General features: G+C 66.9%; 19 protein-coding genes and 1 tRNA gene. 4 read left to right on the forward strand and 16 right to left on the reverse strand.

All coding sequences use genetic code 11. From position 1 onward, the window contains the following. Positions 1-8 precede the first annotated feature (8 nt). From EBH09_RS11415 to EBH09_RS11435, 5 genes are all read right to left on the reverse strand, one after another. Entirely contained in the window at positions 9-401 is a 393-nt protein-coding gene (locus EBH09_RS11415; protein ID WP_238697274.1) for a hypothetical protein, read from the reverse strand. Positions 402-414: 13 nt separating this feature from the next. After that, complete coding sequence (locus tag EBH09_RS11420; protein ID WP_121746877.1) at positions 415-702, reverse strand: hypothetical protein; 288 nt, start codon at positions 700-702, stop codon at positions 415-417. Next, complete coding sequence (locus EBH09_RS11425; RefSeq protein WP_121746878.1) at positions 702-1,751, reverse strand: major capsid protein; 1,050 nt, start codon at positions 1,749-1,751, stop codon at positions 702-704. Before EBH09_RS11425 ends, EBH09_RS11420 begins: the two co-directional genes overlap by 1 nt. A 14-nt stretch (positions 1,752-1,765) precedes the next feature. Next, positions 1,766-2,182 carry a head decoration protein gene (locus tag EBH09_RS11430; RefSeq protein WP_121746879.1) on the reverse strand — a complete coding sequence of 139 codons (417 nt, stop codon included), beginning with the start codon at positions 2,180-2,182 and terminating at the stop codon, positions 1,766-1,768. Positions 2,183-2,287: 105 nt separating this feature from the next. Then, entirely contained in the window at positions 2,288-3,001 is a 714-nt protein-coding gene (locus EBH09_RS11435; protein ID WP_121746880.1) for a hypothetical protein, read from the reverse strand. Positions 3,002-3,120: 119 nt separating this feature from the next. Here EBH09_RS11435 and EBH09_RS11440 point away from each other — a divergent pair, with 119 nt between their 5' ends. After that, a complete protein-coding gene (locus EBH09_RS11440) occupies positions 3,121-4,173 on the forward strand; it encodes a nitrilase-related carbon-nitrogen hydrolase (protein WP_121746881.1) in 1,053 nt (350 codons plus the stop codon). 29 nt (positions 4,174-4,202) lie between these two features. On the opposite strand, the gene EBH09_RS11445 is transcribed toward EBH09_RS11440, so the two are convergent. From EBH09_RS11445 to EBH09_RS11475, 8 genes are all read right to left on the reverse strand, one after another. Then, positions 4,203-5,966 (reverse strand): hypothetical protein, encoded by a 1,764-nt coding sequence (locus EBH09_RS11445; protein WP_121746882.1) that lies wholly within the window; start codon positions 5,964-5,966, stop codon positions 4,203-4,205. Between the two features lie 119 nt (positions 5,967-6,085). After that, entirely contained in the window at positions 6,086-8,233 is a 2,148-nt protein-coding gene (locus tag EBH09_RS37505) for an ATP-binding protein (protein WP_153182633.1), read from the reverse strand. Between the two features lie 337 nt (positions 8,234-8,570). Beyond that, on the reverse strand, positions 8,571-10,064 hold the full coding sequence (locus EBH09_RS11450; RefSeq protein WP_121746883.1) for a terminase family protein: 1,494 nt from the start codon (positions 10,062-10,064) through the stop codon (positions 8,571-8,573). Continuing rightward, positions 10,061-10,594, reverse strand: coding sequence for a hypothetical protein (locus EBH09_RS11455; protein ID WP_121746884.1), 534 nt, complete (start codon positions 10,592-10,594; stop codon positions 10,061-10,063). Before EBH09_RS11455 ends, EBH09_RS11450 begins: the two co-directional genes overlap by 4 nt. Before the next feature lie 25 nt (positions 10,595-10,619). Further along, positions 10,620-11,522, reverse strand: coding sequence for a ParB N-terminal domain-containing protein (locus EBH09_RS11460; protein ID WP_121746885.1), 903 nt, complete (start codon positions 11,520-11,522; stop codon positions 10,620-10,622). 2 nt (positions 11,523-11,524) lie between these two features. Beyond that, on the reverse strand, positions 11,525-12,859 hold the full coding sequence (locus EBH09_RS11465) for a hypothetical protein (protein ID WP_121746886.1): 1,335 nt from the start codon (positions 12,857-12,859) through the stop codon (positions 11,525-11,527). Between the two features lie 133 nt (positions 12,860-12,992). Further along, entirely contained in the window at positions 12,993-13,394 is a 402-nt protein-coding gene (locus EBH09_RS11470; protein ID WP_193776240.1) for a DUF488 family protein, read from the reverse strand. 274 nt (positions 13,395-13,668) lie between these two features. Then, positions 13,669-14,811 (reverse strand): ParB/RepB/Spo0J family partition protein, encoded by a 1,143-nt coding sequence (locus tag EBH09_RS11475; protein WP_121746888.1) that lies wholly within the window; start codon positions 14,809-14,811, stop codon positions 13,669-13,671. A gap of 847 nt (positions 14,812-15,658) precedes the next feature. Here EBH09_RS11475 and EBH09_RS11480 point away from each other — a divergent pair. Together EBH09_RS11480 and EBH09_RS11485 are read left to right on the forward strand one after the other, a co-directional pair. Beyond that, the gene (locus EBH09_RS11480; protein ID WP_121746889.1) at positions 15,659-16,201 is read left to right on the forward strand and encodes a hypothetical protein; all 543 of its coding nucleotides are present in this window, start codon (positions 15,659-15,661) and stop codon (positions 16,199-16,201) included. 5 nt (positions 16,202-16,206) lie between these two features. Further along, positions 16,207-16,974: a hypothetical protein gene (locus tag EBH09_RS11485; protein WP_153182634.1), complete on the forward strand. Its 768-nt coding sequence runs from the start codon at positions 16,207-16,209 to the stop codon at positions 16,972-16,974. Here the strand turns inward: EBH09_RS11485 and EBH09_RS11490 are convergent. Next, a complete protein-coding gene (locus EBH09_RS11490) occupies positions 16,971-17,945 on the reverse strand; it encodes a recombinase family protein (protein ID WP_121746891.1) in 975 nt (324 codons plus the stop codon). The two genes, EBH09_RS11485 and EBH09_RS11490, sit on opposite strands and share 4 nt — an antisense overlap. A gap of 108 nt (positions 17,946-18,053) precedes the next feature. After that, the gene (locus EBH09_RS11495; protein ID WP_238697275.1) at positions 18,054-18,314 is read right to left on the reverse strand and encodes a DNA-binding protein; all 261 of its coding nucleotides are present in this window, start codon (positions 18,312-18,314) and stop codon (positions 18,054-18,056) included. A 164-nt stretch (positions 18,315-18,478) separates the two neighbouring features. Here EBH09_RS11495 and EBH09_RS11500 point away from each other — a divergent pair, with 164 nt between their 5' ends. Next, entirely contained in the window at positions 18,479-20,368 is a 1,890-nt protein-coding gene (locus EBH09_RS11500; protein ID WP_121746893.1) for a tyrosine-type recombinase/integrase, read from the forward strand. Between the two features lie 150 nt (positions 20,369-20,518). Here EBH09_RS11500 and EBH09_RS11505 read toward each other — a convergent pair. Beyond that, a tRNA-Ile gene (locus EBH09_RS11505) sits at positions 20,519-20,592 on the reverse strand. Between the last annotated feature and the right edge of the window lie 24 nt (positions 20,593-20,616).

The raw sequence follows: 20,616 nt of genomic DNA on the forward strand, positions 1-20,616 counted from the left end.
GCTGAGGGCTATCGGTAGCGGCGGGCGGCGGTCAGCCATGTCACCGCTATCGACTCGTCCCCGTCCTCGTCGTCGTCAGTGCCGTCGGGGGCGGGGGCCTGGCGGACCTGTTCGATCTGCCGCTCCATGCCGCGCAGGTTCTCGTGGAGGTCCATGGTCACCACGCCGTCCACGGTGACCTTCAGCGGGTCGGCGAGCAGCTTGGCGCGCCGCTCGCCCAGCACCTCGAGCGCGACCGCGCGCACCGACCGCAGGCGGAGGAAGCGGCGTTCCAGGTCGGCTGGGTCGGTGTCTGGGCCGAGCTGCGCGAGCAGCCACGACCGCTGGAACTCGTCCACCAAGATCACGTCCCTCAGTACGAGGCACGACCCGGAGCCGCTCGGGAATTGGCTCCAGGCCATGCGTGTGAGCGTATTACGCAGAGGACGAGTGTCCCCGTCGCGACGCAGTCTTCTTCGCCCCGCCCGCACCGGCCGTCTCTTCCTGGCCGTCGTCCTTGCTCTCGTACGGCTCCGCCTTCTCCACCGCGACAGTCTCGTCCGGCTCGTCGCAGTCCTCCGGCGGTTCCTCCCACGCGTCCGGGTTGGTGATCAGCTCGGCCACCTCTGGGACCGGGCTCTCGCCCGGCAGCAGGACCAGCTCCTCCCGTGTGGTCGGGTCCTGTACGTAGACCGCGGCCTTTAGCCGCCGGCGGCCCGCCATCACAGGACCTTCGCCACGATGTGCGCGTCCGGAGTGTGCATGACGGGCATGCCGACCGCGGCGCCCTTGGTCCAGATCTGCACGGGGTCATCCTGGACACCTCGGGTGATGATCAGGCCGGGGGCGTCCTCCCGGATGATCTCCGGGTTCGACCCGCGCGACAGCACCAGGGCCTCCGCGGTCACCCCGTACATGGTCTGCGCCCACTTCTCCCGCTCCGGCGGCACGAGAATCCACAGGTCCTCGGGCAGCACCTTGCGGGGCTTGCCATCCACCCGCACCTGGGCCTTGTAGAACTGGATCGGCGGCAGGCTGTAGTTGCCGCGCACCACGTTGATCTGCTGCGGAGTGAGCGTGGCCGTCGGCGTGGTCGACGGATTCACGCTGCCGTAGTAGGCCGCCCTGTAGGCGTTGTTCGCCGCCAGGTAGCTGAACGCCTTCCGGCTGGTGATCACCAGCTCCGGCTCCGGCGCGCCGATGTCGTCCAGGTGCTGGATCCACCGCAGCTCGTCCGCGATCGGGTCGGAGGCCGGGTCCGACCACGGTATCCGGGCGACCGGCATGTTCTCAGCGGGGACGTTCCAGTCCACCTCCAGCGTCAGGCCGTTCTCCTGCTCCAGCGTGAACCGGCCGTCCGCGAGTACGTCGCCAGCGGCCAGCTCCAGCCGGGACCGGATGGCCTCGACGTGCCGTTCCACGTCGTCGTACAGCAGCTCGATCAGCCGGTCCTGGTCCGAGCCGTGCGACGCCTCCAGCAGGATCTGCTCCTGCTCGGAGACGACGAGCTTCTGCCCCAGCGCGGGCAGCGCGCCCTCGCGGGACGTCTGCCACGCCTCACGGGTCGCGAATGGCACCGAGGCGTTGAACGCCCGGTACTTGGCGACGTTGACGTACCGGCCGGAGTCCTTCGTACGCCACTTCACCTCCCGCATCTCCACGGTCGGGAAGATCGTCTGGGTGAGGAGGAAGTCCTTCGGGGACGGGATCGCCCTGGCGAACGCCGTCAGGTCCATGACCGAGACGTCCTTGAGCAGGTCCTGAATCGTCACAGCTCAGCCCCCGCTCACACGAAGCGGATCTGCGCGGCACGCGGGTGCCACACGAGCTGGGACACGTCGATGCCACCGGGGACCTTCGACGCCTTCACCGCGCCGTGCCACAGCAGCGCGGCCGGAACACGGGTCTGGCCCGGCGCAAAGGGGGCCTCAGCGATCACGAAGCCGCGCAGGATCTGGCGACCGCAGTGCGCCTCCGGGTCGTACGGGCCGTACAGGCCGGACTCCGCGACCCTGCCGACCGGCACACCGGACAGCACCCGGCCGTACGGGTCGCAGCCGTCGCCGCACACGTAGTGCGTGCCCTCGCGGAACAGGTTCAGGTCGAGGGTGATCGTGTCGACGGAGTCGGTGCCGTGCAGGGACGCCAGCCACTCGCGGTTGGCGGTCGTGTACTCGGACGTCGAGACGGGCTGGATGGTCATGTGCGTGTCTCCATGGACGCTGCGGTCAGATTCCGCACACCGCCCACGGAGGCGATGCCGTCCACGAAGTTCAGGGGGCGTGGTCCCCAAGGTCTGAGGCCCGGACTATCGGGCCGCGGAGTCGCTGAACTCCGGGATCAGGCCACGCCGCTTGGCCATCTCCAGTCCGGCCGAACCGGGCTTGGACACCGGGGCCGTACGGGTCGGGCCGCGCCCTGCCGGTGCGCCCGCGGGGGCGGCCGGCACCAGGGGGCGGACCTCACCGAACAGCTCCGGACGCCTGGCTCGCAGGGCCTCGGCCGCCGACTGGATCTGCGCCTCGTCCGCGTCCGCGTCCTCGTCGTCCACGGCCAGCAGACGCTCCGCGTCCACCAGATCGTCGCCCTCCGCGCCGAGCGCCACCAGCGCGGCCCGGCGAAGCGCCGCCCTCTCCCGCTCGGCGGCCAGCTCCTCCCGGCGCGCGGCCTGCAACTCCCGCTCGGCAGCAGCCTGTTCCCGACGCTCCACCTCCGACAGCGCGGCCTGCTCGGCCTCCCGCTGCGCGGTCACGAACTCGGTGAGCGCCTTCGGCGAGTCGAACCCGAGCGTGGACAACAGCCGCTTGATCGCGGCCCGTTCGCCCTGCGCCTTCTCGCGGGTGAGCATCTTGCCCAACCGGTCCTGGGTGACCGTGACCTGCTGCTCCTGGCCGCCGCCGTCCGGGGCGTCATCGAGCTGGTCGTTCGTCTCGTCCTCCGACGAGGCACCGAGAATCGGGTAGATCGGCCGCCCGTCACGGCGGTTGCCGACAGGACGGCGAGGCGGCAGGGGCCGGACCATACATCTCCTCCAGAGCGCGCCCCCGCGCTGACGGCCAGTGTAGCCACCTGCACCGACACGGCCACGAACCCTTGTCCGACCACCCCCACAGGATGGCCTCAAACAAGGAGGCAGCACCCATGACACTCGACCCCTACACCGCCGTCGGGCTCATCCCGGAGATCACCGGGATCCAGCAGCGCGACGACATCGCCGCCAACCTCGACCACCTCTACGCCCTCACCCGCACCGCCGTCTCCCTCGGCGGCCTCGACCACCCCGTCCGACTGGTCGCCCTGCCCGAAGGCGCACTCCAGGGCTTCACCGACGAGATCCACGACCTCGACCACGCCACCTACGCCCGCACCTGCGCCATCAGCCTTCCCGGCGCGGAAACGCAAGAACTCGGCCGCTGGGCCCGCGAGTTCAACATCCACATCATGGCCCAGGCCAAGGCCCTCCACCCGGCCTTCCCCGACCGGTACTTCAACGTCGGATTCGTCATCGACCCCGCCGGCGAGATCGTCCTGCGGCACTACAAGCTCGCCCCGCTGCCACCCATGGAACACAGCCTCAGCCCACACGACGTGCTCGACCAGTGGACCCGCCTCTACGGCCGGAGCCCCGAGGCGTACTGGCCCGTTGCCGACACCGCCATCGGCCGCCTCGGCGTCATGATGGCCAACGAGGCGTCCTACCCGGAGAACGCCCGCGGCCTCGCCCTCGGCGGATGCGAGATCGCCTACCGCACCAGCTATCCGCTGCCCGGCGTCGCCTCCGACGCCTACGACATCCAGAACCGCGCCCGCGCCCTCGATAACACCATGTACGTCCTCGCCCCCAACCCGGCCTCCTACACGGGAGCCGACGTGCAGCGCGTCGACTTCTTCGGCGGCCACTCCACCATCACCGACCACACCGGCCGCACCGTCGGCCACCTCGACCACGGCGGCGTCGCCACCTTCGTCACCGCCACCATCGACCTGCCCGCTCTCCGCCGCCAGCGCACCACCGCCGCGTGGACCAACTGGGCCAAGGACCTGCGCACCGAGCTGTTCGCCACCCTGTACGAACAGCCCATTTACCCGGCCAACCTCTACGCCGACCGCCCGCCGTACAACCACGCCGAATACCGCGAGCACGTCACCGAACTCCAGATCGACCTGATGCGCGCCCGCGGCATCTGGCGCTGACTCCCCGCTTCACGCACCCCGAGGCCGCGTCACCGGCCCGCCTCCACCGGCTCCCGCTCGGGCGCCTTCCCCACCGGCTTCCGCACCCCGGCGGCCCCCGACCGGTCGTCCTCCTCCTGGTCCTCGTCGTCCTCGTCGCGCCCGCGCCGAGCAGCGGCCTCCGCCATCCGCACCGCGGCTTCCTGCTCCGCCTTCGCCCTGATGCGCTCCACCTCCTGCGAGGCGTCCTTGATCGGGTATCCGGCCTCCAGCAGCATCGCCACCGCCGTCTCCAGTGACAGCACCCCCGCCCCGTACGCCTTGACGACCTCCTCCAGCACCGCGCCCCGGTCCGTCGGCGTGTGCGGCGCCCACGCCAGCCGCGCCGGCAGCGTCTCCCCGGCCGTCCAGCCCTCCGCCCGTCCGGCCTGGTACAACCGCTGCACCATCTTGAACAGCAGCCGGTACTTGTGCTCCCTCGCCAACCGCATCATGCCGATCAACGCATCCAGCGGCCCCAGCGCCAGCTTCAGCGCGTACCCCGACGGCACCTCCGTGGCCTCCAGCGTCCCGAGCCCGGCCGCCGTCACCCGGCTATTCGCCGCGATCCGCTCCAGCAGGTGATCCACCCGCGCCCGCAGTTCGGCCAACTGCGGCGACGTGTCCAGGGCATCCATCCGCCCCGTTTCACCGAGCTGCCACACCGCACCGGCCTTCACCTGAAGCTCCTGCGGCTTGCCCGTCGCCCGGTCCACCGGCAGCCGCGCACCCGCGAGCCCGATGATCGGCGTGCCCGTCGTCGACGAGGCCGCTGAGCTGTCCGAGTCCGTAGCCGCGAGCTCATCGAGCGCCTGCAGAACCCGCGCCAGAATCGAGCGCCCCCAGTGCTCCCCACCGTCAGGGATCGTGTTCGCGATGTGTACCACCGGCACAAAGTCGATCATCAGATCCAGCCGGTTCAGCTCCGTGCCGTCCGGCCGCACCCGGAAGCTCGCCTTGTCCATCGGCAGCCGGTCCAGCGTCTCGCCGTTCTTCAGGTCCTCCAGCAGCCACTCCGCGTCCGTGAGGTAGCACGTCACGTTGGACGTCCGGCCCGGCTCCCACGGGTACTGCCGCCCGCCAGCCGCCGCACCCTCGCCGGGCTCGCCGTCCTCGGAGATCGGACCGAGCTCGTACGTCACCCGCCGCACCCGGGCCTTCAAACCGGCGTCGTCGTCCGCCGGCAGCTCCCACGCCAGATGCACCCGCCTGGGGAAGTCCTCGTCTTCGTCGTCCCACTGCGGGAAGAAGAACCCTGGATCGTAGACCCTCAGCGTCGGCCGCTGCTTCTCCGGGTTCCACGCCAGCACCATCACACTGTCCCCTAGCAGCACCGCAGCTCGCTCGGCCTGCTGGACACGGAAGGTCAGCAGCTCCTTGTCCGCCCACTTCCGCAACCGGTCCTGCACCGCGGCGGCCTCCGCCGCACCGGGCGTCGGCATCTCCGCATCGGCGTGCTCCGCGCCCTCGACCGTGACCTTCTGCTCCGAACCGAGCAGGTAGCCGAGCGCGGTGTCTACCAGGTTCGCCGCGTCACCCAGCTCCCGCCGCTCCAGCGCGCTCGCGTCGCCACCGGCCGCCGCAAGCTGCCCGGCCTGGTTGTTGTCGTACGAGGCCAGCACCTTGTACGCGGCCAGCCTCCGCAACTCGTGCGGGGGCACCCACGTCTTGGCCAGCTCCGGGAACGCGCGACTGCCCGGACGACCGGCCTCCGCCATCACCGGCTTGTAGTTCAGCCACGACCAGGCATCGATCACGAGTTGGCGCAGGCCCATGTTTACTCCAGAAAGCTCGGCCCCACGCCCCAACAGGTTAGCGGTCGAGGCCCCGCACTTATCCGGTGCCGCAGGGGCCTGTCCGGCGAGTCTTTCACCTACGGAAAGGATGTCACTCGCTAGGTCCGCATTGCCCTGGAGAATTCTTCTGCATCCACGTGCAGATTCAACTGACTATCCGACGGGAGATTAGACCTCCCGAAGTAATACTCTCCAGATAGGGAGCTATTTTCAATTATCGCCTTCAGTGAGCGAACCCCGTGATTGAATCGAGAGACCTTCAAAAAGCCATTGAGAACGGCAGGGTCAATACGCTTCCCCAGGTTGCCTCCATCAGGCATCTGCATTTCACCCTGGAGAATCGAGCGGAGGATGATGGCTCGCCGGACCAGGTAAGACCCGTCGCCGACTTGCTTATCAATACCCCGCAGCTCAATCGTCCCGCGCACTCTACTGAGGAAATCTGGCCCTTTAGCGCCTTTAAAATTGGTGATATCCTTAAAAGATGCCAAGCTGGAAGAAATCCCACCAGCGAAGACGAAGATAGAACGCCCTATGGTGTGGATTGCCTGCTCCTCTTGGAACGTCCCATCCTGCATTGGCGACAAAAAGTACCTAAGCCACCCAAGGCTGTCACCGTCGAAGGAGGTGTCAAATTCATCCCAGAGCACTACAGGTATCACACCTCCGAGTCGGTCATCGCGGAGCAGATGCAATGCATCTGCCACATCGGAGATATCGCGAAATTGAGACAGATTAAATTCTCTGAACTTAAATTCGTCTACGTCTGGAATGTCCAGTTTACTGATCACATCCTTGACAGTCTTTGATTTTCCAGACCCGGGTTCCCCAAATACAGCAATTGACAGCGGTGACAGCGGTGACAGCACCTTCTCCTCTCGGCGCCTTCTCTTGCGCGCGTATTGTGCAACCAGAGATCGAACCGCTTGGAAACCCTCAATCTCTTGGCGATCGACGGTGATAACATCTCCATATTGGAGACGAGGAACGTCGGCCAACGCCTGGTCGATTCCGTCCTTCACAATCCTTCGGGCTAGCTCTTCGATCTCGTCTCCGTGTTCCTTCTGCAATATCGTCCAGGAATCGAGCGGATCTAGATCGACCTCGGCCGAAGCGAAGTGTGGACGCTCGCCGCTAGGCCAGGTTACGTCGGCACCGTAAATAACCGGAGTTACCTCTGTTGCGGGGAAGGCGATTGAGGTCACTTCCTGACCTCTCGCTTTATTTTCCGCTTCCCCTGATGGGACAGGTCCGAATCCTCGCTCATAGACCATGCGCATCGCTTCGAGGCCCCGTATCACGCCTTGTTTGATGAATTTTCCTGGACTGTCATTGTGGGGATCAGTCAAGAACCTCATCATCCAATAAGCAACAGATGCTGTCAGTGTGGAGGTATACCCCCACATTGTGCCGTTACGTTTGAAGTCTGGTGCACCCTCTAGCCTGACAGGGTCGAAGAACAGCGAGTAGGCACCCCCCAGCCTGTCATCTCTGGCAAATATCAAAGCGCCAACTGGCCCAAATGAAACGATCACATACTGACACTCAGCAAGCTTTTTTACACGGGAATCTTCCTTCCGGAGCATTTCTGCACAGTCCTCTGCCGCCTGCTCCCACGAGATCCCTCTGCTTATCTCGATCCCTCCAATCCGCCGCAAATCGTCCGCAGTGGTTATTGCGATGACTTTACGTCTCCTATGTGACAGCTCATGCCATAGCCCACCCTCTTCATCGAGGCTGCTTTCGGCGCCCAGCTTTACGACAATCCACGGGTCTCGATTGTGATCTTTAATCGCTTCAGGCCAGTGACGGCTATGCTTGTTGTAGCCGAGACCCACATCTGCGAGCACAACCAGTTCAACATCTGGCGTGTCATTCCTGACGCGGCAATAGTGTGAGCGATGGCCAGGGTCCTCTGCATAACCCTTCAAGCCAAGTTTTTGATGAAGTCGCCATACCTTGGTCTCCGAATTATCAGTTACAGGGTATGGGCGAAGCGTGGCAAAATAATGGCTCAGGCGAGTCTCTTTCCAATCTATCTTCTCGGGCCATTCTGGCTTCCGAACAACAAACTGGTGTGGCAACCCCCCTGCCTTTGCGAGATCCGATATTAGATCCGCCAGGAGCCGAGCCCCTCCAGCGATCTCATCCAGATGAGATCCCCTCTGGCTTTCGTGCCACTTAACCTCTGTTTCGCCCTCCCCTTCCAGCTTCCTGTAATGTGCGATCACCCAGTCGGCGAGCACGTCCCCTGTGACCACTACAGTATGCCGATGAAACCCAAACATATTGATGCTCTCCCGAACCCTGTCGGCGCGCCATCAATTCGGTCGTTCGGTGTAGAAGTTCTGGCTGTCATGCGGCAGCGGCGTACCGTGCGACGCCACTCGATTCCCCTCGAGGCATGGCAACAGCCACCTGCGCGCTCTGCAACGTGCTTCCTAATCTTCAGGGTTCCTCACCCTCATCGATGCGTCAATTCGACACCGCAGGCATCACATGGGGCCTGTAACTCGCCCCGCAGCCCTACTGTTTGGGCCTCCGTAGCCTGTGACGGCGCAGGCGAAGAGCGCCTCCTGGCACCTATCGGCGTCCTTGGAGCCGCCGGTCATCCCCGCCACGTGGAGGCGGCATCGTCGGGTCGAGGAACAGATCCCACAGCGCCCATACCGCCGAGTCCAGCAGGTCCGGCGAGTCCTCGGTCTCGCCCTGGCCGACGAACGTCGTCATCTGCTCCTCCAGCTCCGTGAACAACCTTGCCGGACCGACATGTGACACCTTGGCTTGCTCGTACAGCTGCGCCGCCGGGGCCGCCCGCGCCCGCTTCCCCCGCGTTGCGTGAACGATTCGCCAGTTCACCGTCGGGTCCACCTGCTCCAGCAGCGCCGGAAGGTAGTCACCGCCGTTGTTCGCCTCGATCACCACACAGTCCGCACCGTGCTGGTGATACAGCTCGGCGGCCCGCTTCATCGCCTGTGTCGGCGTGTACCGGTCCTGCTCGCAGTGCAGCAGATACCCGCGGGGCCGGTCGTCCCCGAACATGGTCTCCACCGGGAACCCGCGCCCCGCGACCGTGAACGCAGTCATGTCCGCGTTCACGTGCGACTTCGTGGCCGGGTCGACCGCGATCACCACCCGCTGGAGGTCAGGCAGGTGCTCAGGCCGGGGACGGAAGCCCTCGACCTCCAGCATCCAACCCTTCCACAGCGCGCCCTCCACGTCCTCGAGTAGCTCCCCGGACAGCTCCTGCCGCCCCAGCCGGGTGCCGGCGTACTCCTGCTCCAGCTCCTCCCGCGCCGCCGCCGACAGGTTCGCGTCGTTCTCCCGCATGTGCCCACGGGTCAGCACCACCCGCGGCGGCGCCCCACCCTCACGATGCGCCTTCTCCTGGACCCGGCCGCGCTCGACGAGCCGCTTGACGTGAGGCAGCGGCTTCGGCGTCGTGGAGATCACCACCTGCGGGGTATCCGCCTCACGCAGGCAGAACCACAGCATGTCGTAGACCTCTTGCGCGGTGTGCCGCGACCAGGCCGCGTACTCGTCGCACCACGCCTTGTCGAACGCCCAGCCACGCAGGTTGTCCGGCGTCTCCGCACCGAACCCGCGGATCAGCGTGCCGTTCGTCAACCGGAGCGTCGTCTCACCGAGCGACGAGTTGTACTTCGCCACCTCCTCCGGCGGAAAGACCGACAGCAGTCCCGACTTCGGGGACTCGAAGCAGATGTCCCGCACCAGCGTCGCGTTCTTCGCCACCACAGCGATCTGCAGCCCCGGTGTCTGCGCCCAATCCCTCACCGTCTCCGCCGCCGTCCGCGACTTCCCCCAGCCACGGCCGGTGAGCAGCATCCACACCGTCCACAGCCACAGCGGCTGACGCTGCGCCGCACGGGCATGGTGATGCAGCCACCCCGCGTGGGGCAGCCCGTCGCAGTTTGGGACCTCGCACGCCCACCTGCGCGCCGACAGCTCGTCGGCCCGGACCAGTGCCGCGACCTCGGCCTTCAACTGCTCGTCGCTCATCACCGACGGGTCCGCGAACCCCTCGACCATGCGGCGCTTGGCCCGGCCGCGGCTCACTGCGCGCCCTCCGACAACCGGCGCTCCAGCTCCCGGCGGAGCTGATCCATCCGAGCCCGGCGTTCCTCATCCGACAGAGAGTCCACGTCCACGCCCTGGTCACGGTCCTCAACCATCCCGGCCGCCGGTGCCTCACCCACGGCCCGCCGCTCGATCTCCGCCGCGACCTGGATGTAGCGCAACAGCTCCGACGGCGACAGCTCCCGCGGGTCGAGCGTCTGGAGCCGCGCCACCGCCTTGCTCTGAACGGCCTGCGCCAACTTCGCGTGCCTGCGGGCGATATCCCGCCGCGCCTGCGCCTGCTCCGCGAGAAAGAGCCGGTCCTGCTCCCGGTCGTAGGCCGCCGCCCGCATCACCCACGCGAACTGCCGCGACCACCGGCCCAGCAGAGACCGAGACTTATCCAACTCGCGTGCTGCCGTCGTGACACTCCGCGCCGGGCCGAGATCGCGGTACACGGCGAACGCCTCGAACGCCTGGACCGACTCCCCGCTCTGCCGCTCCCAGGACTCCACGGTGCCCTCGGCCACAGCTCACCTCCTGGCCGACGGCCGACTAGTTGCTCTGTGCGGCCAGGACTTCCAGCGCCCGCCACGGCTCGTCGGCCGGCACGGTGCCGTCCTGCACCATCCGGTCGATGGCCGCCCGCACGACGGCAGCCGTCTCCACCGGCACGTCCCGAACGCCGAACACCGTCTCCAGCGGCGCCGTCCCCGCCCGGGTTGCCTCCCCGGAGTCCGTGTCGAACCAGCCCTCGGCCAGCTCGCCCAGGTGCCGCTCGAACACAGCGAGGACCACGCCGAGCGCCGTCGCGCTGTTGCCGATCTTGTACGCGGCTCGGGAGGTCTCCAGCGCATCGAGCACCGGCTCATACTGCTCCAGCCCGGCCACCCAACGCCGGTCCGCCGTCGCCGTCGACCGGGCCGCGTCGAACGCGGCCTCGGCCCGCTCCAGCTCATCGGGCAGGAACATGAACTGCACGCTGGCGAAGTCGAGGTTCGCCTCGCCCAGGGAGGCGACGTCCACCTTCTCCAGCAGGTCCAGGGCCTTGTCGTCCAGGCCCGTGTACTGCCGCCACTCCACCGACTCCAGCTCGTCGTACAGCTGCTTGAGGATCGCCGGATCGTCCTGGCCCGCGATGGCGTTGTGCGAGAGCTGGAGCGCGATCTGCCGCTGGCGGGGCAGCGGCTCGTCTATCTGCATCCACCAGATCTGCGACAGGCCGGCCTCGATCGCGGCGAGCGTGCGGTGGTTGCCGGACAGGACGACCAGCCGCCCCGTGTCGCGGTCGTTCCACACCAGCGGCGTCGAGGTCAGGCAGCCGTCACGCTCGATGTTCGCCACGAGCTGCCGGAACTGCTCGTGCGGCAGGAACCGCGCGTTGACGTCGAGCAGCGTCAGCGTGCGCGGGTCGCCCTGCACCATCTGCGGCGGGGCGAGGTGAGTGGTCTCCTCCATGGTCAGACTCCCGTCTTCGTCGTCGGGGCGCCCCACCGCTTCGCCCACATCTGAAGGGCCTCAGCCAGCGTGTGCTGACCCATAGCCCCCTGGTATTGGAGCTGGAACTTCCAGCCGCCCTCGTTCGACGGGCTGCGCTTGTGCAGCCGCAGCAGCCCGCGGTACTTCATCGACACCGGGTTGTTGCTGAACGCCGTCGTCGCCACCCTGCGGATCCGCCGCGAGAACGCCCGCTGGCACAGCAACTGCGCCTCGGCGCTGGTGGCCGCGAGCACGATCAGCTTCGACAGCCGCGGGTAGTCGGTCGGCGCGACCGCGAAGTCCGAGAGCACATAAGCCTCGTCCGGCGTGTACGTGCTCGGCGCCATCGCGAACACGCCGAGGAGCCGTCCGGCGCCGTCTTTCACCGCGACGGCCAGGTTCGCCGCACCCGGCGCGATCTTCGGGTTGAGGTACCGGGAGCGCAGCGCGTTGAACTGGCCGGGCCTCAGCAACGACACCCTGAGCGGACCGACCAGTTCGTCACCCTCCCGCAGGCGCGGGACCTTCACCGGCTCGATCGGCTGGCGCGGAGCGACGATCCTCGTCCGAGCCTGACTGGCGTACACGTAAAAGGGAGCGGCGCGCGGGGTCGCCTTGATCACGCCACGCAGGTAGGGGTGCAGCTCGGGCACGTCGTGGTTGGAGGCCGTCAGCCAGTACGGCCGGTCCGTGATCGCGCCGAGCACGCTGACCACGTCGTCGTCGGACAGCGGCTCGTACTCGGGCGCGTCCCAGGTGAAGTGTGCCTCCAGCGGCTCATACAGCTTCTCGTAGCCACCGCCGTAGAAGGGAGGGAAGGAGCACACGGGGGCGTCACGGGGAACCTTCTGAAGCCAGGAGCGCACGTCCTCCACCTCGTACGAAGCGAGTTCGATGTCCGAGCCGGACAGCCGCTCGACGGTCTCCGCATGCTTGGCCTCCCACTGCTCCCGGTAGGAGCGGACGACCCGTTCGTGCCACAGCCCCTCGCGACCGACGCTGGCGAGGAACCGCGTGCCGAGCATGAGCGTGGCAACGGTGCCGACACCGTCGTCCAAGGAATCCGCGAGCCAGCCGAGTTCGTCTCGGCTCTCCTCGCGGAGCTGGATGCCGACCGGCTGCCGTGTAAGCCACCGGCCGACCGCGCTGGTGTAGATGGACACGTCGGAGGAGTGCAGGGCGAAGCCCATGCCGGCCACGCTGCGCTCGATGGTGAAGTTGCCGCAGCACGGGACGTACACCGGGCCGGTCGGCCAGCCGCTGGCGGTCTCGCGCACGATGGAGCGCATGGGGCCCGGGATGGTGCCCTGGAACATCTCTCGCCTCCCGACGAACGACAGCGCCCGACCTCGACGGGTGCCGGGGCCGGGCGCTGCGCTGGAACCTTACACAAGGAGCAGGCAGCCCCTTGGAACCATGTCACCTATCTTTGGAGCACGGTTCCGACGCTCAGATCAAGGTGCCCTGCTGATCCATCGGGGACAGCTCCCGCACCTCGTCTCCCGTGACGTCCTTCCACCAGGCGGCGAACACGCGGCGGTGGCACCACAGACCCGGCTTGGCCAGGTCCTCGAAGCAGAGCAGCACCAGTCGGTGATCACCCTCGGCCTGCGTGATCTGCCGCAGCCGCGCGGCGATCCGCTCGGGCCCGAGCTGGTCGAGGTCGGCCCGGTAGGCCGTCGTGAACTCGGGCTCAGGCTGGGAGAGGTAGTCCCGACGCGGCGCGAGCTCCCGCACCGAGTGGGTGAGGGAGTAGGGGAGTTTGAAGCGGGGAGCGCCCAAGGTGATGCGTACCGGTACCCCTTGCGGGCGCTGGAACGCCTGGAACCGGTTAGTGAACAGAGTGAGCACGTAGCCATTCCTTTCATAGTGCTCAGATGCCGGGGTGCGTCGGCGTCGCCGCCGGCGGCCCCCGGTGACCGATGATGCCGCCCGCTCGGACCTTGGGGGCCTGAGCGGCACCGGGCGCGTAGGGAAAGCCCCCCTGCGCGCCCGGCTCGGGTCGAAACGGGTTGGAATTCGGAGAGGAATTCAAGCGGAAGCGGCGCGGCCGGAATTCCGGCCGCGCCCACTCACCCAAACCCACAGGAGAAGAGGGGCGCGACCGCCGCCGCGCCCCTCCGATCTACTTCGCTACCGCTTCCGCCTTCTTGGCAGGCGTCCGGCGCGCCGGGGCCTTCGCGCCCGCGGCCGTGCGCGCCGCGGGCTTCGGGCCGGGCTTGGCCGCCGCCTTCTTCGCCGTGGACCGCGGCTCATCCGCCGCCTTCGCCTCCGGCTTCTCGGCCTTCATCTCCGGCTTGGCCGCCGCCTCGGACTTCTTCGCGGCCGCCGCCTCCTGCTGGACCTCAACGGCCGCCTTGTTGAACTCCTCGGCCATGGCCCGCTGGATACCCTGCGCCTTGCTCAGCAGGTTCCGCACCATCTGCACCTTGGCGTACAGGCGGCCGACGACCCGCAGGTGACGGGCGAGGTCGTCACCGAGGATGACGGCCAGGTCCTCCGGCTTCTTCTCCGCCAGCTCCTCCAGCAGCGGGATCAGCACCTCCTCCGCCTTACCGAGCCCGTCCTTCGCCTTGGCCTTGGCCTTCTTCTGCTTCTCCTGCTCCTCGGCCGTCGGCGCCTTCTCGTTGGTGAGGGAGGTCTGCTGCTCCATCATCTTGAGGCCGTTGGCGAAGTGCTGCGCCTCGGCCTCGCTGTCGAAGTCACCGCGCACGTACCGCATGGCCGCCACCATCTGGTTCGCAGGGTTGAGCTGGGCGATGTGCCAGGCGAGGTTGTTCTTGATCTGCCCCTGGTCGACCATCTCGGCCACCTCAGGGCGCAGGGTGAGCAGGCCCAGCCGCCACGTGATGTGCGTCTCCGTCTTGCCGAACTGCTTGGCGATCTTCGCCGGGGTCCATCCGGCGGCCTTGAGGTCGGCGTACGCACCGGCCTCCTCCATGATGGTCATGTCCGCCCGGTTGACGTTCTCAGCGATGCTGAGGACGTACGCCTCCTCCTCGGTGGCACCCTCGACGACCTTCGCCGGGATGACCTCCAGGCCGGCCGCCTGGCAGGACCGCCAGCGCCGCTCGCCCGCGATCAGCATGTAGGGGACCTTGGCGCCCTCGGCCGGCCGGACAACGACCGGCTGGAGGAGGCCGTTCTCCTTGATGCTGCCGGTCAGCTCGTTCTGCGCCTCCTCGGAGAAGAACTTCCTCGGCTGCTCCGGGTTGGGAGCGATCTCGCTGACCTTGATGTTGATGAACTCAACCTTGCTGTCAGCCATTTTCCCGCGCCTTTCGTGAATTCCGCTTGGGGTGATTCCCTTTGTTCTTACACTTATATCTTAATGGCGAATACCACCAAAGCAAGTTCAGAACTCTTTTAATTCAAGGGAATTCAGAAAGGAGAATTCGCCGCATATCTAAATTCGCCTTCCCGGATGCGGACATGAGAGAGCCCGCCACGACCAAGCGGTCACGGCGGGCTGGCTCCCGTCACGCACCCCGACGGCCGCACCGGACGGCCGACTCCTCACCGGGCGGGGCGCGGGGGGGTCGGCCGCCCGGCGAGGAGTAGGGAAGGACGCCGCTCACGCGACGCTGCCGTGCAGGGCTCCTGCGGCTGCTGCACCCACCCGGCACATCAGAACGTACAGCAGCAGTTCAAAAATGTCACCTATCTAGCCTCTGCCTGGGCGCGTCGTCACCCTGTGACTCAACAGCGCCCACCCCCCTGCGGGCTGTCGTCTGGCTCCCTGCCGCGTATGCCGGCCTGCCACTCCAGCAGCTTTCGGGCCTCCTGGCGGGCCGCGACGCCCGCTCCACCCCGAAGCAAACACGGGGGCTGCTTGGTCAACTCAGCGATCCGCCGCTCGTCGATTTCGGACATGCGATTCCTCCCGTGAACGGCAAGCGCGCCGCCTTCGCCCGCCCAGATGCGACTTCCTCAACAGCCCACCGAGAGGCAGGTAACGGAGCGCGTGACGCCCGCAGTTCACCCGCCGGCTCCCCCGAGGAAACTGTCCAACAAACCCTATAACCCCTCCGAGCTGCGAGGTATCGTAGAGGCAGGGACGATTGTTACCGGCCAGTCACCTGCGGCGAGCATACGACAGGCCAGAGAAGGCGGACATGACAGACACCACCGACCGGCGTCAACACATGAGCCTGGCCTCGAAGTTGCTCGTCCTGCTGCGCCTGCGCCGCGATCCGGACGGGTTCACTCCCAGTGCCCGGGACGTCTCCGATGCGACGACCCCGGCGGGACAGCGCAAGCCCCTGCTGTCGCACGGCACTGTCAACAGCCTGATGAACGGCACCAGTAGCAATCCCAGGTCGTCTACCATCACTGCGCTCGCTCAGGCACTCGACGCCCCTGCCGCGTTCTTGCTCTCAGGACGTGAGTGGGACGACCTCGCAGCCCTGTCCGTGTACCAGGAGCACCCTGAAGCCCGCGAAGTCCTGCGTTTAATGCAGGGCCTTGAAGTGCAGGACATTCTTGAAATCCGTTCGAAGCTCCGGGAGATCCGTGTTCGCAGGGGACTGTCCGAAGAGGTCCCCGCGATCCCCCCACCTCCCCCCGGCGTCGACCAGCCCCGTGAGGGCCGGCCGCGCCGCCTGTTGAGCCTGCACGAAGCCGCTGAGAGGGCAGCGGATGATCTGGAAGGACGTTGAACCTCTTGGACGGCCTCATCTACGGTGTCTGTGCCCTTGCCACAGCCATCAGCGCGGCGATACGCCTGCACTACACCCGTAAGCGTCGCAATCAAGCGGCCTATCAAATCGCCCACAGGGCCCGGGTGTCGGCATTCACAGCCTGCTTCTTCGGCTCCCTCCTGGCGATCCCCACAGTCGCCGAAGCCGTTGACCGGCTCATGAACTTCAACGAGGTCTCATCCCTCGCCTCGGATCTCGCCGCAGTGATCTTCTGGGCAAGCCTCCAAGTCCTGATCGTGGACTGGACGCACTCAAGAAGCCACGTACAGGCGGGAGTCGCGGTGCGCCTCTTCGCCGTGTGCTGTGTCGTCGCGGCGATGATCTGGGAGTTCCATATGGCCGACACCGCGCACACGGAGCTGTCCACGACCTACGCGCGTAGCGCCGGCGTCCGGCTGTACCTGCTCACCTACCTCGGCTTCACAGCCGTTGCCGGGCTGGAAATCGGCGCCTTCTCTACTGGGCTGGCCATTGCGGCCTGGCAGCAACGACGCGCCGCCGCAACCGGACTGTCCATCGCTGCCGCCGGGGGCATCTTCGGCGTCGCCCATGCACTCAGCCGGAGCGCGTACATCATCGCTGACCGGACCGGGCACGCCTGGCCGCTGTCCGTCGAAAACGCCGTCAGCCCCGCGTTGGCGGGGCTCTCCATCATCTGTGTGGCCACCGGTCTCGCGCTGGCCACCATCGGCTACAACATCAGCCCCAAAGGCGCTGGCAGCGCAGTTTAGGCGGACAACCCCGCAGCCTCTGCGCCCCACTGACGCCAATGCAGTGCCACCCGGTCCGCGTCCACCGTGCGAGAGCCCCTGGACGCGGCCGGGTACACGGCCACCTTCTCCAGCATGAGAACCAGGACACCCTTTTTCGCCCTCATCGGCGCGTGCTTCCACCAGCGCACGAGGTCAGGGATGTCGCCCACAGGCACGTGCTTGACCTGCTCCAGAAGACGAGCCTTTGTCTCACTCTCGCGGATCAGCTGCGTGAGTTCCTTGTCGGCCGTCCTGAATGCCTTGAGCGACAGGTCCGGTGAGCGCGCGTAGTCCACGCCCAGCTTCTTCTGCCGACGGCGCGCGGCTGCCGCCTCCTTACGCAGGAGGGCAGCCTGGGCCAGCAGTTCATCTCGTGCCTGACCAATCAGCGCGCTGGCCTCTGGCTTGGCCAACTCTGCCAGCACATGCTCAGCGACGTACGTCTCCAGCAGGTCAGCGTTGATGCGGACCTTGCCGCACCCGCCCGGATGCTGCGCTGTGCTGGGCGCACACCGGTAGCCGCGGCTGCCGCGGTTCGAGGGAGAGGAGCCCAGCGAGGTCGTGCACAGCCCGCAGGTACCCATCAGACCCGGAACCAGGTACTCGCGCTGCGGCGCCCGCTGCTTGTCGGGGTCATGGACGGGGCGCATGGCACGGATGGCCTCGAAGTCCTCCCGAGGGATGATCGCGGGGCCGCCCGTTTCGACGAGGTTGCCGTTCTCGTCTTCCTCCAGGCCGGCGATGGCCGGGTGATCGAGCACGTTTGCCAGGACGTCCGGCTTCCACAAGCCACCGCGCGTCGTGCGGTACCCCTCGGCGTTCATCCACTCCGTGATGGCGGGATAGGGCTGCTTGAGCAACCGCCGCGAGGCGGCAGCACGAATGCCCTCCGCCTCGCTCTCGCGCACCCGCCGGTACGCCATGTCCTCAAAGCCGTACAGCCTCGGCATCTCCTCGCCCCTCCTACCGACCCCCTTTTAGTGAACTAGTTTACCGAAGATAGGTCACATTGTTGGAAACCCAACAAACACCCCAAGATCACGCGCTGCCTCCGTCGATCACGTACTCATCCCCGCCTCCCGGCGCTGCTCGATGCCGAGGACCTTCCACAGCTCCACCGTTGGCACCCGGACCGTGCCGCCGAGCGGGAGCGTCCGAACGGGGAACTTCCCCTTGCGGATCAGCTCGTACGCCTTGTCGCGGCCAATTCCCAGAGCACGCCCGGCAGTTGTCACGTTGACCGTGGCCGGAAGGGCCAGCAGCTCCTCCAGACCCATCGCTCCGGCCGAAGCCTGTCCGCCCGCTTCCTGAGCAGTCATCTCGTTGGTCGCAATCTCCCCCGCGCCAACTTGTCAGCAACTTTACAACGCTGTCCGACACCCCCAGCAAGATCAAGAGAGATCACGCCAGGCACGTACAGACACGTACGCACGCCGACGACTGGCTGTGATCCAAGCCACAGTCACCAGGGAGCAGGGGTCGGATGTTCGAGCCGAGCTACTACAGGCGGTGCCAGTGCAAGGGACCGCTCAAGGACAAGAAGGGCAACCCCGTCCTCGATGCCGACGGCAACCCCAAGATCGGATCCATCGGCACGACGTGCCCCAAGCTAGGCAAGGGGCACGGCACCTGGAACTTCTACTTCGAGCTCGAACCAGCCGAGGGCGGCACCCGCCAGCGGGTACGCCGCGGCGGCTTCGCCAAGTTGGAAGACGCCAAGAAGAAGGCCAGGGAGATCTACGACGCCGCCATGGCCGGCGGCGACGTGCTGTCCGATGAGAAGTGCGGCGACTTCTTCCTCCGGTGGATCAAGGCGAAGAAGTCCCTGGCCCGTACGACCCGCCACGGCTACGAGGAGCACATCAACAACTACCTCCTCCCGCATCTCGGGCACATCAAGTGCCGCGACCTCAAGGTTCGGCACCTCGACAAGATGTACGACGCGATCGAGAAGGAGAACGCCAAGCGGATCCTCCATCGGCTGCGTGTCGACGAGCTCCAGAGGAAGCGCGACGCCGCGCACCGGGCCTGGGTGAAGACGGCGGGCTACGCCAAGAAGGAGGAGCGCCGCGCCGCGCGCCGGGCATTTCTCGACGCGAACGCAGAGCTGCGCGAGGGCAAGAAGGGGCTACGGAAGGTCACCTCCGCAGCCACGATGCACCGCATCAACGACACTCTCAGCTCGGCACTGTCCTGGGGCATCAAGCGCGAACAGCTCTTCCAGAGGAACTGGGCCCAGCTCGTGGAGCTGCCGCCAGTCACTCGGCCCAAGCCGCTCGTCTGGACTCCCGAGCGCATCGAGCACTGGAAGCGCACCGGCGAGAAGCCCGGCCCGGTCATGGTCTGGACACCGGAGCTGACCGGCCAATTCCTCGACTTCGTCAAGGATGATTGGCTCTACGAGCTGTGGCACAGCTTCATCTTCCTCGGCCCCCGCCGGGGCGAGATGGCCGCCCTGCCCTGGACGGAGGTCAGCCTCGATGCCCTGTGGCTTCGGATCTCCCAGCAGATCGTCGAGGTGGCGTACGAGCTGTACGGAGAGGCTCCGAAAGCCGACAGCGTTCGCACCCTGTCCCTGAGCCTGGAGTCCGGGGACAACCTCGCCGCCTTTCGCGCGAAGCAGGAGAAGCAGCGCGAGGAGTGGGGGGACGCCTACGTCGAGAGCGGCCGGGTGTGGACGCACGAGAACGGCGAGGCGCTGCACCCCGACTGGATATCCCGACGCTTCACCCGCCTGGTCGGGCTGTCCGGCCTGCCACCGGTCCGCCTCCACGACCTGCGCCACCTCGCCGCCACCCTGTCCCTGCTCGCCGGGCACGACATCAAGGTCGTCCAGGAGAAGCTGGGGCACTCCTCGCGCCAGATCACCTCCGACACGTACACCAGCGTGCTGCCCGAGATGCTGCGGGCCGAGGCAGAGTCGGTCATGGCCGTCGTCCCCCGCGACGTCCCCTTCCAGGTGCGCACCCCGCTGACGATCCCCGAGGCAGCCTGGCAGAACGACATCGCCGTCTTCTTCGCGCACGGCACCAGGCAGCCAGGTGGCACCTGGGCCGTCGGGGCGCAGACCCAACCGGACTCCGGCCTCCTCGGCGTGATCAGCCTGACCGGCCGGGGTCAGGACGACGCCGCCAATGCAGCGATGAAGTGGGTACGTGATCACTGCTCCGCGAGCGACCTGGAGCTGGTGCGCGTGGAGAACTTCAACGACCGCTACCCCGAGGAGCAGCGAGCCGACTTCTCGCTCACGCGCTTCACGGTCGCCCGCTCCGAGTCCCCGACCGTCGAGGGGTGGACCCTACCGACCGGACTGCCGCCGGCGGCGTCCCGCCCCGGTCGCCGAGCTCCGAACGGACGTCGGAAGGCGAGGTGAGGGCGCTTCTGTCCACTGAATCGTCCCCGCGTCCACTGTGCGTCCACTGGATCTTGGTCTGAACGGATGAACGGGGGTCGCCACCCTGGAGCGGTGGCCCCGTTCTCGCGTTTCCGCAGTTAGAAACGGTTCTCTGGGAGAACCTTGGGGTGGGGCGGGTGGGACTCGAACCCACGGCCGGCGGATTATGAGTCCGCTGCTCTAACCGGCTGAGCTACCGCCCCATAGCGGCGTGTCGCGTACAAGTG

The organism is Streptomyces sp. E2N166, from assembly GCF_003671715.1.
In the GTDB taxonomy this organism is placed as follows: domain Bacteria; phylum Actinomycetota; class Actinomycetes; order Streptomycetales; family Streptomycetaceae; genus Streptomyces; species Streptomyces thinghirensis.